This window comes from Kangiella aquimarina DSM 16071 (assembly GCF_000374105.1).
In the GTDB taxonomy this organism is placed as follows: Bacteria; Pseudomonadota; Gammaproteobacteria; order Enterobacterales; family Kangiellaceae; genus Kangiella; species Kangiella aquimarina.
In genome coordinates this window covers 548696-562070 of record NZ_KB893650.1, presented here as the reverse complement: position 1 = coordinate 562070, position 13375 = coordinate 548696, and the positions used below count along the sequence as shown (strand labels likewise).

The 13375-nt window shown below is 44.3% G+C and carries 12 protein-coding genes and 1 pseudogene; 2 read left to right on the top strand and 11 right to left on the bottom strand.

All coding sequences use genetic code 11. The annotated features are described in order from the left end of the window. Nucleotides 1–6: 6 nt before the first annotated feature. Genes thyA through B158_RS0102760 form a run of 3 tightly spaced genes read right to left on the bottom strand, consistent with a single transcriptional unit; the run spans nucleotide 7 to nucleotide 2471 of the window. Nucleotides 7–801: a thymidylate synthase gene (gene thyA / locus B158_RS0102770; RefSeq protein ID WP_018623818.1), complete on the bottom strand. Its 795-nt coding sequence runs from the start codon at nucleotides 799–801 to the stop codon at nucleotides 7–9. A gap of 31 nt (nucleotides 802–832) precedes the next feature. Next, the gene (gene lgt / locus B158_RS0102765; RefSeq protein ID WP_018623817.1) at nucleotides 833–1621 is read right to left on the bottom strand and encodes a prolipoprotein diacylglyceryl transferase; all 789 of its coding nucleotides are present in this window, start codon (nucleotides 1619–1621) and stop codon (nucleotides 833–835) included. Nucleotides 1622–1637: 16 nt separating this feature from the next. Next, nucleotides 1638–2471, bottom strand: coding sequence for a sulfite exporter TauE/SafE family protein (locus B158_RS0102760; RefSeq protein ID WP_018623816.1), 834 nt, complete (start codon nucleotides 2469–2471; stop codon nucleotides 1638–1640). A gap of 133 nt (nucleotides 2472–2604) precedes the next feature. Between B158_RS0102760 and B158_RS0102755 the strand changes: the two genes are divergently transcribed. Continuing rightward, entirely contained in the window at nucleotides 2605–3204 is a 600-nt protein-coding gene (locus B158_RS0102755; RefSeq protein ID WP_018623815.1) for a DUF938 domain-containing protein, read from the top strand. Nucleotides 3205–3857: 653 nt separating this feature from the next. Here B158_RS0102755 and rppH read toward each other — a convergent pair. Then, nucleotides 3858–4334, bottom strand: a pseudogene (gene rppH / locus B158_RS0102745) (RNA pyrophosphohydrolase); the annotation flags it as partial. Between the two features lie 78 nt (nucleotides 4335–4412). Here rppH and mutH point away from each other — a divergent pair. Further along, the gene (mutH, locus tag B158_RS0102740) at nucleotides 4413–5087 is read left to right on the top strand and encodes a DNA mismatch repair endonuclease MutH (RefSeq protein WP_018623811.1); all 675 of its coding nucleotides are present in this window, start codon (nucleotides 4413–4415) and stop codon (nucleotides 5085–5087) included. Between the two features lie 4 nt (nucleotides 5088–5091). Here the strand turns inward: mutH and B158_RS0102735 are convergent, their stop codons facing one another. From B158_RS0102735 to gcvT, 7 genes are all read right to left on the bottom strand, one after another. Next, nucleotides 5092–6198, bottom strand: a complete 1107-nt coding sequence (locus B158_RS0102735) for a tetratricopeptide repeat protein (protein WP_018623810.1) — start codon at nucleotides 6196–6198, stop codon at nucleotides 5092–5094. A 9-nt stretch (nucleotides 6199–6207) separates the two neighbouring features. Further along, complete coding sequence (locus B158_RS0102730) at nucleotides 6208–7272, bottom strand: tetratricopeptide repeat protein (RefSeq protein ID WP_018623809.1); 1065 nt, start codon at nucleotides 7270–7272, stop codon at nucleotides 6208–6210. A 111-nt stretch (nucleotides 7273–7383) separates the two neighbouring features. Further along, nucleotides 7384–7605 carry a hypothetical protein gene (locus tag B158_RS0102725; protein WP_018623808.1) on the bottom strand — a complete coding sequence of 74 codons (222 nt, stop codon included), beginning with the start codon at nucleotides 7603–7605 and terminating at the stop codon, nucleotides 7384–7386. Nucleotides 7606–7674: 69 nt separating this feature from the next. Further along, a complete protein-coding gene (locus tag B158_RS0102720) occupies nucleotides 7675–8475 on the bottom strand; it encodes an SAM-dependent methyltransferase (protein WP_018623807.1) in 801 nt (266 codons plus the stop codon). A 68-nt stretch (nucleotides 8476–8543) separates the two neighbouring features. Continuing rightward, nucleotides 8544–11411, bottom strand: a complete 2868-nt coding sequence (gene gcvP, locus B158_RS0102715; protein WP_407635755.1) for an aminomethyl-transferring glycine dehydrogenase — start codon at nucleotides 11409–11411, stop codon at nucleotides 8544–8546. A 323-nt stretch (nucleotides 11412–11734) separates the two neighbouring features. Further along, nucleotides 11735–12124 carry a glycine cleavage system protein GcvH gene (gene gcvH / locus B158_RS0102710; protein WP_018623800.1) on the bottom strand — a complete coding sequence of 130 codons (390 nt, stop codon included), beginning with the start codon at nucleotides 12122–12124 and terminating at the stop codon, nucleotides 11735–11737. Nucleotides 12125–12254: 130 nt separating this feature from the next. Further along, nucleotides 12255–13343, bottom strand: coding sequence for a glycine cleavage system aminomethyltransferase GcvT (gene gcvT / locus B158_RS0102705; RefSeq protein ID WP_018623797.1), 1089 nt, complete (start codon nucleotides 13341–13343; stop codon nucleotides 12255–12257). Between the last annotated feature and the right edge of the window lie 32 nt (nucleotides 13344–13375).

The window sequence follows — 13375 nt, the reverse complement described above, 5'->3', positions numbered from 1 at the left end:
TCCTTCCTAGACTGCCACCGGTGCTTTGATATGCGGATGGCTTTCATAGCCGACGATTTCAAAGTCTTCGAACTGATAGTCGAACAGTGAGTCAGGTTTACGCTTGATGTTTAGTGTTGGCAACGGCAATGGCTGGCGAGACAACTGCTCTTTAGCCTGTTCAAAGTGATTGCTATACAGATGGGTATCACCACCTGTCCAGATAAACTCACCGACATCCAATCCCGCCTGCTGCGCAACCATATGGGTTAGCAAAGCATAAGAAGCAATATTGAAAGGTACGCCCAGGAAAATATCCGCGCTACGCTGATAGAGCTGGCAGGACAGTTTGCCGTTAGCTACATAGAATTGGAACAGTGAATGACACGGCGGTAAGGCCATTTCATCGGCAACCCCAGGATTGTAGGCAACCACCATCAGACGACGACTGTCCGGATTGTTTTTAATCTGATGGAGTACATTTGAAATCTGATCAATGGTTGTTCCGTCAGGCTTTTTCCATGAGCGCCATTGCTCACCATAAACTGGCCCAAGGTCGCCATTGTCGTCTGCCCATTCGTCCCAGATCGAAACGCCATTGTCTTTCAGATACTTGATGTTGGTATCGCCATTCAAGAACCACAGTAATTCATAAATGATTGAACGAAGATGTAATTTCTTGGTGGTAACCAATGGAAAACCGTCCTGTAGATTAAAGCGCATCTGATAACCAAACACGCTACGCGTTCCCGTTCCGGTTCTATCGCCTTTATCTTCGCCATTCTCAAGGACATGGCGCATCATATCGAGATACTGTTTCATAGTGACTACCGTTCTACCCTGTCAGTTAACGCTATTTTGTCTTTTTGCTATACGCAGCAATTAATAAATATATGCCAATGATAATCATAGGAGCACTGAGTACCTGCCCCATGGTCAGCCAGGAAATGATTTCACCAAGATGCGCATCCGGCTCGCGGAAAAACTCCACCCCGAAACGTGCCGCACCATAGCCTAAGAGGAACACCCCTGACACCGCCATTCTTGGACGTGGCTTAGCCGAGTAAATCCACAACACAATGAATAAAACCAGACCCTCAAACACCGCCTCATACAACTGCGACGGATGGCGTAATAAGCCAAGCGGATCATCCGGGAAGCGCATCGCCAGCGGGAAATCTGCGCTAGCTTGTCGGCCCCATAACTCACCATTGATAAAGTTACCGATTCGACCGAACATCAGCCCAAGTGGCGCCAATGGAGCTATGAAATCAGCAATTTCAAAGAATGTTTTTTTACTTTTGTATTGATAGTAGAGAGCTCCACCGATCACACCCAGAAGACCGCCGTGGAAGGACATGCCGCCCTGCCAGATCTTAAACAGATACCAGAAGTCCTCTTTCCACCACTGCATACCATAGAACATGACATAGCCTAGGCGACCACCAATGATGACACCGATAAAGGCATAAAACAGAAAGTCTGCCACCTGGTCCTGGGTCCAGCCTGAGTTCGGCTGTTTGGCGCGGTAATTACCCAGCACCCAGGCCGCAATAAAGCCTAACAAATACATGAGTCCATACCAGCGCAGGGCAATCGGGCCTAACTCAAAGATAATCGGGTCAATTTTTGGAAAGTTCATGAATCTCTCTAACGTCTTATAAGTATTCTGTAATAATTTTTATGCCGACTACGATAAGCAACAACGCGAAAAATCGTTTAATGACCTTGGTAGGCAAACGGTGCGCCAAATAGGCACCAAAAGGCGCGGTGACGATTGAGCCGACAGCAATCGCAATCATAGCAGGCAGATAGACATATCCCAAATGATAATCGGGTAACTCCGCCACATTCCAGCCCAATGCGATATACCCTACCGCGGCCATAATCGCCAAAGGTAGACCACAGGCCGCTGCCGTGCCAATCGAAAGCACTAATTTTTCCTTATGGAACAATAAATAAGGCACCACCAGACTGCCGCCACCGATTCCAACCAGCGAGGATAATGCCCCCATGACTACCGCACTCGGTGCTGCCTGCTGCCAGTGCAACCGTTCGCCTTTGGCAACTGGCAACCTGTCGATCATCATGCGTAGGCCCATAAGAATCGAGAAAAAGCCGAAAATCCAGGCTAACCATTCGGTATTCATCAGTTTGGCCAGATAGGAACCGAGTAGCGCCCCGAACATGATACCGGGCACCAGCAGCTTCAATAACCGTATGGAGACCGAGCCACGTCGATAATGGGATAAGGCCGATGAAACCGCGATAAAACAGATAGTTGCCATCGAGGTTGCCAACGCCATATGCATAATGTGCTGATCTGGGACGCCAATTTGCGGCAATAACCAGACCATGGCCGGCACAATCACCAACCCACCGCCAATACCAAATAATCCGGCCAGAATGCCGTTTAACAGGCCAAGCGCCAGAAGAAGCAGTAAGAATTCAGGTTCAAGTCCCATGCAAGCCAGTGTGTTATTTGATTGCATGGCATTATGACGAATGATGCCTTGATAGGCAAAAGTGTTAATCAGACAGGTTTAATGCCAACACGTAACTTGTCCTGTTTCTGCGCGATCAGTTACTATTAAGGCATATAAATGATATGTAAAAGGACGACTCATGCGCCAATTCAGCGAAGCCTGCGAACGCAATAAAGGGCCCATTCTGGATGTTATAAAACCCTATCTTGATCACAGCAAAGAAGTGCTGGAGATCGGCTCAGGCACAGGTCAGCACGCGGTCTGGTTTGCTGGCGCCATGCCACATTTGATCTGGCATACCAGCGATCTGCGAGATAACCATCCTTCGATCATTGCCTGGATTGAGTCCAGCGAGCTGCCAAACCTCAGAAAACCACGTACCCTCAATGTCGGGCAAGGGGTCTGGCCGGTCAACCAGGTCGATGCCATTTTTACCGCCAATACCTGCCATATCATGTCCTGGGAGCGGGTTCGCGATATGTTCGAGGGTGCCAATCGTGTACTCAAACCTGGTGGCCACCTGCTAATCTATGGCCCTTTTAACGTCAATGGCGAATACACTTCCGAATCTAACAAGGAATTCGATGCTTCATTGAAGCATCGCGATCCCGAAAGCGGCATTCGCGATTATGATGATATGAACCGAGTGGCACGCCACAATGGTTTCTCTCTGATAAAGCGTCATGATATGCCAGCTAATAACATGCTATTGGCTTATGAAAAGAGTTCAGCTTTCTAGATTCGACCACCAGAATTCATCATTTTTCAGCCATCAAAACCTCCTTTTTTCAGTGTCTAATACGACCTTTAAGAAGGAGGAATTATGTTTACCAAAATTACTGTTTTTATCGTTTTATGCTGTATAAGTTTTAACGTTTTGGCCTGTGGTGATTCCAATCCCTACCTGGTAGAAGATTTGCTTATCATTATTTCTTTTATCTTGATCTTGGCCTGCATCTTTTTATTACCTTTCAGTATCATTCTTTTTAACGCTAACAAGCCTTACTCCCACATAGTGTATTTCATAGCATATTTCTTTTGTGCCGTGAGCGTTATTGTGGCTATGTTCTATTTGAGCAATGATTTTACGCTATATTTAGCGGTATTTTTGTGTTTGTTTTGCGCTCTACCCACTTTTCATACCCTTGTCCTGGCGTTAACCCATAGAAAGAATATAGATAAAAAAAGAGCAGCTGATTAGCTGCTCTGTTGATCTTTATTACCTCGGTAAGGGTGACGCGGGCGCCGTTTTCGCTTGCCCTGCTTATTGCCACCCTCATTACGATGCTGATGGTTAGGGCGAGGTCTTGACTCCTCGCTGGGTGGCGTGACGCCCCGTTGATTGGCATCATTTTTATCCGACTTATAGTGCTTGGACGGTTTGCCTTTAAACTGAAACCGGAACATGCTTCCCATCAATTCTGACAAAGCTGCCCGATAAACATCACGCTTAAAGTTCACCACATTGCGTACTGGGTACCAGTAATTAACCCAGATGAAGCCATCAAATTCCGGATGGTCAGTGGCAGCAAAATCGATCTTGCTTTCATCAGCCAACAGCTGCAGCAGGAACCATTTTTGCTTCTGTCCAATACACAACGGCTGCGAATTTTGTCTTACTAAACGCTGGGGCAATCGGTATTTATACCAATGCTGCGTACTCCCTAGAATACGGACATCATCTTTTTCAAGGCCGACTTCTTCATATAATTCTCGGTACATGGTCTGTTCCGCGCTTTCGCCGGGATGCACTCCTCCCTGTGGAAACTGCCATGATGTTTGTCCGAAGCGGCGTGTCCAGAGCAACTGGCCCTGGTCATTACAAATGATGATGCCGACGTTGGCTCTAAAGCCTTCTGCGTCGATCATCGATCTATCCAAATCATAAAACTTTGTTATCATTGTTCCACAGACTTAGAATTTCGACAATAAAAAAATCCTCGGCCTATGAACCACCAGACCTACGCTACACAGCAAGAACTGCTTGAGAAAGCCCAATCACTTTCTGGCTTTACGCTTGGCGAACTGGCAGAGAAGTATCAATCTGAACTTCCTTCCCACTTGTTACGCGAGAAAGGTCGAATTGGCCAGTTCTTCGAATACCTGCTGGGAGCAACCTCAGGTTCACTGGCACAGCCTGACTTTGTTGAGTTGGGTGTTGAACTTAAAACACTACCCATTGATAGTTCGGGGCGTCCACTCGAATCTACTTACGTCAGCGTTGTTCCGCTCAAGGATCTACATGGCCTGCATTGGCATAACTCGGTAGTAAGACACAAACTTATGCAGGTTCTCTGGATTCCAATTTTAGCCGAACGCACCATTCCCGTAGAACAGCGTCAGGTTGCTATGCCCTTTATCTGGCAACCTACTGCGCAACAGGAAAACTTACTCAGGAAGGATTTTGAGGATACGATTGAAACCGTTGCGCTCGGTCAGATTGAGCAGATTGATGCACGCTTTGGGGAAGTGATGCAGGTCAGGCCAAAAGCTGCCAATGCAAAAGCGTTAACTGAAGCAATAGGCCCAGAAGGAGAAACGATTAAAACTTTACCAAGAGGATTCTATTTAAGACCGTCTTTTACCCGTCTAATACTGGAAGATACTTTCGCTCAACAATAACGTATTACTTCCTACGACTCACCATATAGTACGCCATTTTGCGTTTGTTGGTCATAATATCAATTTCTTTTTCAAGATCGATGTATTGACGATAATACTCAACGGCTTTCTTTAACTCACCGGTTTCAGAATAAACACTCGCCAAAATTTTTGAAAGTTCCATTAGACGAACTTTATCGTTTAATTCTTCCGCCCTTTGGTAAGCTAATTCTGCAATTGTCTGAGCATTACTAAAATCTTTTAATTCAAGATACGTTGAAGCGAGTCTTATCTCAAAAACATTGGTCATTGTTTTATAATCAACTGACTTCACTACAGGATAGTGCTCTTTGAGCAATTCTAACGCTTTATCACTTTTGTTAGCCTGAGCCATTAACTTTGTTTGTAAATCTAAAGCCAGCGTGTAATAAATAGGATCGTTGGCTTCGTTGCAATGCAGCATAGCTTCTTCACTATGAATGCGCGCCATATCTACACTCTTTATGCTTAACTCTAAATCTGCCAACTCAAAATAACTACCACACAGTTGCAATGGATGCTTGTTTTGACTGACAACCTTTAGCATTTGTCTTGCATAGCCAATAGCCGTGTTTGTCATTCCAGATTGTCTAAACAAGCTTGTTAAATTCTGTAATGCTGCATACTTATGCCAAGGATGAGAGTCCATAGACTCCAGTCCTTCAATAGCATCAGAAGCATGCTGGTAAGCCTGCTCATAGTTTCCTGAAAACAAATAAATGTTAGCAACTAATGCATGTGCTCGAGTGACCAAAGTTTCATTCTTTGAGTTCCGGATAAGTTCTTCGAGCTGCTGAGTTGATTCATCAAATTTACCTTCAAGAGCTAAGGCATGTCCTTTGAAGAGTGTGAATAATTCTTTTTGATCTGTATTTAATTTTTCGTAGTCTTTCTCAAGTAACTCTATATATTTCTTTGCCGACTCAATATTTGATGTCTTATCAATTTCAATTGCTTCTAGAATATTGGAATAACCATGAGGCTCTAGAATTTCTTCAGACTGCGCAACATTGTTAAAGCCTATCAGCATTAACATGCCATAGATTATAGTGACGGTAGTTTTCATTGCTTTTTCAAAATAAGATTTACTCATATTCCAGCCTTATTCCATACTCTGCATTGCAATAAAATAAGCCATTTTACGCTGTTTTAATTGCAACTGAATTTGTCTTTCCGTGTCGATATACAATTGATAATACTCAATTGCTTTATCGTTATTCCCAAGATTAGAATACGCAGTCGCGAGTATTCGAGTGGCTTCTTTTTTATGAGGAAGATAACTATCAGTGGTTTTAGTAGTAAATGCCTTTTCTGCATATTTTACTGCTTCTTCATTTTTCTTTAATTTTAAATTTGCTTCAGCAATTTTAATCAAGCCGCCAGCCTCAGCAATATCCCAGTTTATTTCTTGGATCTCATCCTGTAGATTTTTTAAACTTTCCAAATGACTGACATCATTGTCTTTCATAATTAATAAAGATGCTATTTCTTGTGCGGCTACTGTATGAAAAAGCTTTTGCTTCGACTTTTCACAATTATCTAACGCAATTGAAAAATACTCTTGGGCTTTTTCATAATTCTGAAGCTGAATTTCAATATATGCCGAATTAAAGTATGCGTAGCATAACTCCTTTTCTACCCCTGATTTACCTACCTCTTTTAGATAACTGTTTGAATACTCATAAGCCTTGTCAACGAAGCCTACTTCTGTATAAATTGTGGCAGCATTTGCTAAAACAGTTTTAATTGCTTTCTCATCCGTTAAACCATCTAACATTAATCTTGCTTTCTCTATATTCACGAAAGCATTCATAAACTCTGAGGTATTGGTATATACCACTGCCAACATCGAATAGGCTTGTGCTTTCGCTGCTTTGTTTTTACTCTCTTCCACTAATTTATTTAAATAGAGAATTGACTCATCATGCTTTCCTTGTAGTAATGAGTTGTGCCCCTTATACAGTAGGAATCTTTCTTTTTGATTATCATTTAAGTTTAGCTGTTCAGCTTCTAGTTCACTAAGGTATCTACCACTCTCTTCTGGGCTTGAAGTTAACAGTCGATGTGCCTCGTTTAGCTTTTCCTCTAAACTTTGGACAGAAATAGCTACTGACGCAAAGAATAGTAGCGCCAATGTAATGCATGATTTTTTTATTAAAGCCTTCATTCAGTACGAGTCCCAACATCCTTATCTATAATTTCCTAGTAACGAGCTGTATGCTTAGCTTAGCACACAGCTTGCTTAACTGTACGTTATTTAAACTATATTATAAATATTTTACTTTTTAACTAAGTGTATTATTCCTGTAACAATCAACTCAGCATCCTGCCCAAGCATTGCTGATATCTGTCTTTTATCTCCTGACATAATAGCCTTTATTTCTTGTTCTTCTAAGCCAATCTTCTGCATAACCGCCATTGGATTTTCAATATAAGACTGTTTTAACTCTGAGTCCTCGCTCAATTGAATGATGAACTCTTCTAGTTTTTGCTTCGACATAGTGAACTCCCTCTTTATTAAAATAATAAGCTACTGTTTATACAGTATTTTTTACCAACTTCCAACTCACTACCCGTGAGCAATATCTTCTGGTTTCAATCCCATTTTTTCCAGAACTTCGATATTCAATTCGAGAGCTCTAGCTGGTGGGATAACCAGCGTGCTTTTAGTAGACATTTCCGCTTGTGGCAAATCTTTTAGTTGTAGACGCTCTATTCTCGGCTCCTCAATAGGAAGTACCGCGGCTTCGTAAAGAATGACTTCATGAGATAACGGATACCACTCTTTCAATCGCTCAACAAAAACCTCAACCCACTCTGGCTTGGTTTCAAATTGCGTAGCCGTATGCTCTCCTACTATGCCAATTTGCCACATAATTGCATAGGCAGCGTTGTTAATTGATTGATTGTAGAATAAAAATTGGGAAGCTTCATAACCCTGAATGCCATGAACTCCGGGATCAATACCAATATCGGCGTATAAACAGGCTTCTGCAGAAATACCTGGTTCCATTAGAGCGCGAAAACCTTCTTTACGGGCTTTATCTATTGTTAATCGTGGCACACAGGCAAATACTCCAGCATGACCATAAAATGCCCCACATACTTTCTTACCCTCTCTAACTTCATCCATCATCACCTCAATCATTTCTTCGTATGATTGCATGCGATATTTACCCACTCCGTAAAAGGGTTGTAGGCTTTTTAAGTTAGGATTTAACCTTTCTAACCATCGTTCAGCCAATGTATGAGGCATTAAGGCATAAACTACATCTGCTTTTTGAATGTAGTCCTTAGCTATTACAGAGATTTGCCCCCCTAAATTCATACCCGTACTAACGGCGATAAATTCACCTTTTGATTCAGCCATTAATTCAGCTTCCTTCTTTTTCTTTTAATAGCAAAAAGCCAGCAAACGCTGGCTTTTCTGTTTATTGACTAGTCCTGATCCTGGTAGCTTTCAATGCTTGGACAGCTACAAATCAGGTTTCTGTCACCGTACACATCATCAATACGATTTACGGTTGGCCAGAATTTTGCATCAATGGTCGACTCAGATGGGTAAACCGCTTCGGCAATTGAATAAGGCTTATCCCAGTGACGCACGTCAGCCTGTGTATGCGGCGCATTTTTCAGCGGATTATTATCCGCCTCCCACTCGCCTGAGCGTACTTTTTCAACTTCCTGACGAATACTGATCATGGCATCAATGAAACGATCCAGTTCGTACTTTGATTCACTCTCAGTTGGCTCGATCATGAAAGTGCCGGCTACCGGGAAACTCATAGTAGGTGCATGGAAACCATAATCCATTAGACGCTTAGCGAAATCCACTTCGCTGATACCGGTTTCTGCTTTTATCTGACGCAAGTCGATGATGCACTCGTGCGCGACCTTATCGTTACGGCCCATATACAGTACTGGGTAATGTGGTGCCAACTTATTCTTCAGGTAGTTAGCGTTCAACAAGGCCACTTCTGTGGATTTACGCAAGCCTTCACGACCTAACATTTTGATATAGGCCCATGAGATTGGCAGAATCATGCCGCTGCCGTATGGCGCTGCTGATACCGCACCATCACGTGCATCAACACTATGCACCTTACGAACCGCATGGCCTGAAACAAACGGTGCCAAATGCTTTTTAACACCAATTGGACCCATGCCCGGGCCACCACCACCGTGAGGAATCGCAAAGGTTTTGTGTAAATTCAGGTGCGAAACGTCTGAGCCAATTTCGCCTGGTTTTGAAATACCAACCTGAGCATTCATATTGGCGCCATCCATATAAACCTGACCACCATTGTCATGAATGATTTGGCAGATGTGCTTAATTTCTTCCTCAAACACACCATGCGTTGATGGATAGGTCACCATCAATGCAGCCAAGTTATCTTTCAATTCAACCGCTTTAGCTTCCAGGTCTTCAACATCCACGTTACCTTTGTCATCACACTTTACGATAACCACTTTCATGCCAGCCATCTGTGCTGATGCAGGGTTTGTACCGTGTGCCGAACTTGGAATAAGGCAGATATTGCGGTGGTCTTCACCAATACTTTCGAAGTATTTTTTGATCGCTAATAGTCCAGCGTATTCGCCCTGTGCACCTGAATTAGGCTGCATGGAAACAAAGTCATAACCAGTAATTTCAACCAGATCGGCTTCCAGTTCTTTAATCATTTCAATATAGCCAACCGTCTGCTCTTCTGGTGCAAACGGATGGATATTCGCAAACTGCGGCCAGGTCACAGGAATCATTTCGCTGGTTGCATTCAGTTTCATGGTGCACGATCCAAGCGGAATCATACCGTGAGCTAATGAGAAGTCTTTGTTTTCAAGACGCTTCAAATAACGCAGCATGTCTGTTTCAGAATAATACTTCTTGAAAGTAGGGTGCGTCAGGAAATCTGTAGTGCGCTCAAGGCTTGCTGGAATGCTGCTCTTGGCTTCTGAATCCAAAGCGAACACATCGGTTTTCTCGCCGGTTAAGACTTCAATCAGCTCTTCGATATCGGCCTGATTTTTCGCTTCGTCAATTGAGAAGCTAACCTTGTCGCCGTTGTAACGTAAGTTGATCAATGCTGCTTTAGCGCGAGCCTGAACCGTATCCACGTCTTTAGCCTTGAAAGTTACCGTGTCGAACCAGCTGTCGTTGACCAATTCCAAGCCAGCGTTTTGCAGTGCTTTGGCAACAATGGTGGCGTAACGATGAATACGATTGGCAATGGTGGTTAAGCCTTTTTTGCCATGATAGACCGCGTAGAAGCCTGCGATATTGGCCAACAACACCTGCGCGGTACAAATGTTAGATGTCGCTTTTTCACGACGGATATGCTGTTCACGGGTCTGCATCGCCATACGCATGGCCTGATTGCCACGAGTATCAACCGATACACCAATAATACGGCCCGGTAATGAACGTTTAAACGCATCACGAGTCGCAAAGAAGGCTGCATGTGGACCACCAAAGCCCATCGGTACACCAAAACGTTGTGCTGAACCAAAGACCACATCAGCACCCATTTCGCCCGGCGCTTTCAGCAATACCAGGCTCATGATGTCAGCGCCAACACAGGCAATCGCCTTGTTGTCATGCAGTTTGCTGATGATAGGTTCTAAATCGGTGACCTGACCGTTGACGTCGGTGTATTGCAACAAAGCACCAAACACGTCGTGTTCCGTTGCTTCGCTTACAGGACCGACTACGATATCCCAACCATAATGTTCAGCACGGGTTTTCACAACATCCAAAGTCTGTGGGAACACGTTTTCATCAACAAAGAAGCTGTTAGATTTTTTATTCTTGGAAGAACGCTTAGCCAAAGCCATCGCTTCAGCGGCTGCGGTTGCTTCATCCAGCAATGAAGCACTGGCCAATTCCATGCCGGTAAGATCCATAGTCATTTGCTGGAAGTTTAGAATGGCTTCAAGACGACCTTGTGCGATTTCAGGCTGATATGGCGTATAGGCGGTATACCAGCCTGGATTTTCCAACACATTACGCAAAATAACGGTTGGGGTGATGGTGTCGTAATAGCCCATACCGATGTAGGATTTTGCGATGACGTTTTTGTCCGCCAACGACTTAAGGTATTTCAAAGTTTCCGTTTCAGAGCGCGACTCTTCCACCGCCAGTGGAGCATCAATTTGAATTTTGTGTGGGACAGCCTTATCCACCAAATCATCCAGCGAGCTTAGGTTAAGCTCTTGTAACATCTCCTGGATTTCGTCCTCACGAGGGCCTAAGTGACGACGAATAAAGTCATCAGACTGTTGCAACTGCTGCAAAGGTGCCCCTTTCAAACTCAATGTGTCAGCCATAGCTTTCAAATACCTACTTTGGTTAAACGGCTAAAATCAGCCACTAATTAAAACAGAAAAAGCCTCGATATTGATTCGAGGCCCTTAAATCTTACACTTACCGTAATTGCTTAAACTTTGAAATTGTTTTCAACTTTACTCGCCGCAAAAACTTCAGAAAACTTTCTTAGGCTAGGTTACGACCTAAACCAAAACTTATTCAGGTTCCTAGCGCAAGGCAAACTGCTTATTTGGAGGCGTAGTTTACTTCGTTTCGTAAATAAGCTGACAAATAAGTGCGTTTAACGCCGCGATAGGAAGTTGAATTAGTCTTCAGCGATCTCGTCAGCGTATTCTTCAGCTGATAATAAGCTATCCATATCACCCGCATCAGCCAGTTTCATCTTGAACATCCAACCATCGCCATAAGGATCGCTGTTAACCAGCTCAGGTGAATCTTCCAGCTCTTCATTCACTTCGATGATTGTGCCTGCTAGTGGCGCATAGATATCTGAAGCAGCCTTTACTGACTCAACCACTGCAATTTCATCTTCTGCATCCACTTCACTGTCCACTTCTGGCGCGTCGACAAACACAACGTCACCCAATAATTCCTGTGCGTGGTCGGTAATACCGATAGTTACTACTCCGTCACCCTCATCACGGATCCACTCATGGCTAGATACGTATTTTAATTCTGCTGGAATCTGGCTCATTTAAATATTCCTCAATATTTCGCCGCATCTTGGCTGGCTGTTAATAAACTCTAAAAGTCGCTCAAAAAGTAAGCGTATTGTATATGAAACTTTTCATCTGCCCAAGCAGAAACCTCTGCCCGGGCGCTGATTAAATCAGTGATTCACCCTTACGCACAAAGCTTGGCTTTACCACTCGAGCGGATAACTGCTTCTTACGGATTTGAACCAGTACCTGCTCTTCCTGTAGCGAACGATTAACGCGGGCCATGGCAATACTTTTGCCGGTAGTTGGAGACATGGTTCCAGAGGTGACTACGCCAACCACTTCGTCATTAACGATCACTTCCTGACCTTCACGCATGATCCCTTTGTCTTCCAGCACCAAACCGATAAGCTTGCGCGGTGCGCCCTGTGCCTTCTGCTTCGTTAAGGCCTTGCGTCCTACGAAATCGCGGTCTTCTGGTTCCCAGGCGATGGTCCAGCCCATATTCGCCTCAAGCGGCGACACAGTTTCATCCATGTCATGGCCATAAAGATTCATACCAGCTTCCAGGCGCAAGGTGTCACGCGCAGCGAGACCACAGGGTTTTACGCCTGCTGCTGCCAGTTGATTCCAGAATTCGATGCCTTTTGCGTCCGGTGCCATAATTTCATAGCCGTCTTCACCGGTATATCCGGTGCGGGCCACAAACAGATCACCTGCCTGCGCAGCGACGAATGGCTTAAGGCCTGCAACAGCAGCCTTTTGCTCATCGCTCATGATGCTTTGTGCTTTTTCAATCGCATTCGGACCCTGCACCGCGATCATGGCGACATCTACACGCTCTTCAATGGCCACATCGAATTGCTGGGCGACATTTTCCATCCAGGCCAGGTCTTTATCGCGAGTCGATGCATTCACAACCACACGATAATGAGTATCTGTCAGGTAATAGACGATAAGATCGTCAATAACACCACCTTCTTCGTTTAACATGCCGCTATAAAGGGCTTTACCCGATTCTTTGAGCTTATCGACATCATTGGCCAGCAAATAGCGCAAATAGGCTTTGGCTTCACCACCTGTCACTTCAACTACGGTCATGTGAGAAACATCAAACATGCCCGCATCCTGACGCACCGCGTGGTGCTCATCGATTTGTGAACCATAGTTAAGAGGCATATCCCAGCCACCGAAATCAACGATACGCGCGTTGGCGTCGACATGTGCTTGGTAAAGAGGGGTTTTGTTGGCCATTAAGGTGTGTCCAGTCGTTCATTTAATGGCCA

Coding starts and splice junctions, on each gene's coding strand:
- thyA (WP_018623818.1), bottom strand. CDS start 801: ATGAAACAGTATCTCGATATGATGCGCCATGTCCTTGAGAATGGCGAA.
- lgt (WP_018623817.1), bottom strand. CDS start 1,621: ATGAACTTTCCAAAAATTGACCCGATTATCTTTGAGTTAGGCCCGATT.
- B158_RS0102760 (WP_018623816.1), bottom strand. CDS start 2,471: ATGCAATCAAATAACACACTGGCTTGCATGGGACTTGAACCTGAATTC.
- B158_RS0102755 (WP_018623815.1), top strand. CDS start 2,605: ATGCGCCAATTCAGCGAAGCCTGCGAACGCAATAAAGGGCCCATTCTG.
- mutH (WP_018623811.1), top strand. CDS start 4,413: ATGAACCACCAGACCTACGCTACACAGCAAGAACTGCTTGAGAAAGCC.
- B158_RS0102735 (WP_018623810.1), bottom strand. CDS start 6,198: ATGAGTAAATCTTATTTTGAAAAAGCAATGAAAACTACCGTCACTATA.
- B158_RS0102730 (WP_018623809.1), bottom strand. CDS start 7,272: ATGAAGGCTTTAATAAAAAAATCATGCATTACATTGGCGCTACTATTC.
- B158_RS0102725 (WP_018623808.1), bottom strand. CDS start 7,605: ATGTCGAAGCAAAAACTAGAAGAGTTCATCATTCAATTGAGCGAGGAC.
- B158_RS0102720 (WP_018623807.1), bottom strand. CDS start 8,475: ATGGCTGAATCAAAAGGTGAATTTATCGCCGTTAGTACGGGTATGAAT.
- gcvH (WP_018623800.1), bottom strand. CDS start 12,124: ATGAGCCAGATTCCAGCAGAATTAAAATACGTATCTAGCCATGAGTGG.
- gcvT (WP_018623797.1), bottom strand. CDS start 13,343: ATGGCCAACAAAACCCCTCTTTACCAAGCACATGTCGACGCCAACGCG.